The following is a 1,239-nucleotide window of genomic DNA, read 5'->3' as shown; positions in this document are numbered from 1 at the left end:
CCATCATCCTGATCCTCGTCGTCGGCATCGCCATCGACCTGCTGGTCTTCAGCCCGGTAGAGCGGTGGGTGCTGCGCAGCCGCGGCCTGCTGGCCCGGAGCTGATCACCGTGGCACCCGTCCCCGTGCTCCTCGTCATCGCCCACGGCAGCCGCGACCCGCGGCACGCGGCGACCGTGCACGCCCTCACCCGGCGCGTGCGGGCGCTGCGGCCCGGGTTGCGGGTGGAGACGGCCTTCCTGGACTTCAACGCCCCCCGGGTCGAGCAGGTACTGTCCGCGCTGCACGCCGACCGCGTCCACGACGTGGTCGCGCTGCCGCTGCTGCTGACCCGCGCCTTCCACGCGAAGGCGGACGTCCCCGCGGCGCTCGCGGAGGCCCTGGTCCGGCTACCGGGCCTCACGGTCCGCGTCGCCGACGTCCTGGGCCCCTCCCCGCTGCTGACGGCGGCGCTGGAACTCCGGCTGCAGGAGGCGGGGATCACCCCGGCGGACCGCGCCACCACCGGTGTGGTGCTCGCGTCCGCCGGCTCATCGGACCCGGAGGCGATCGCAGCGATCGCTGAAACCGCGCGGGAGTGGCGGCACACCGGTTGGTGCGCCGTGCGGCCTGCGTTCGCCTCCGCCGCCCTGCCCCGTACGGAGGACGCCGTACGGGCGCTGCGGGCGGAGGGCGTCCGCCGTATCGCGGTGGCGCCCTACGTCATCGCCCCGGGTCGGCTGCCCGACCGGATCGCCGCCGGGGCGCGGGAGGCCGGGGCGGACGTGGTGGCCGGCGTTCTCGGCGCCGCCCCGCAACTGGCCCGCCTGCTGCTGCACCGGTACGAGGCCGCCGTCGCGGTCCCGGCCGCCGCCCGGCCCCTCGCCCCCGCCACCCTCTCGGCCTGACCGGCCGCCCCCGTCGTTGCCGCTGCCGCTGCGCGGAGCCGGTTCCCCGCCCCGCCCCTTCCCGCGGTACCGGATATGCAGCTCCGCCGCGTGGCGGGTTCCGCCCCGGACCCCGTTCCGGCCGCTCCGCGCCCGGTGCGCTCGAACTCCCCCGGTTTCCACTGGGAGGTGCCCCCGGCGCGGGCCGGATTCTCCGCCCGCGGGATCGGCTCCCCGTAGCGGTGGGGGCGTCGGCGGTGAACCTTTCCGGTCTGAGCACTAGTAGTGCTTGGTCAGGTTGGTTCGCGGGTGGCGTGTCTGGCTGATGGCCTGTGTCGTTGATCGGGTGTGATGGCTGAGGAGTTGGCTGCGGT

At 75.7% G+C, this 1,239-nt stretch carries 1 protein-coding gene and 1 pseudogene; both read left to right on the top strand.

Annotated elements, in window-relative coordinates; genetic code table 11:
* Positions 1-104 (top strand): annotated as a pseudogene (locus ACFV7Q_RS38915) (ABC transporter permease); the annotation flags it as partial.
* Positions 105-109: 5 nt separating this feature from the next.
* On the top strand, positions 110-886 hold the full coding sequence (locus tag ACFV7Q_RS38910; RefSeq protein WP_385435683.1) for a sirohydrochlorin chelatase: 777 nt from the start codon (positions 110-112) through the stop codon (positions 884-886).
* Positions 887-1,239: the final 353 nt, after the last annotated feature.

The organism is Streptomyces sp. NPDC059851 (assembly GCF_042732005.1).
Classification (GTDB): domain Bacteria; phylum Actinomycetota; class Actinomycetes; order Streptomycetales; family Streptomycetaceae; genus Streptomyces.
The sequence above is the reverse complement of the archived record's forward strand: the minus strand, read 5'-3'. Positions and strand labels throughout refer to the sequence as shown.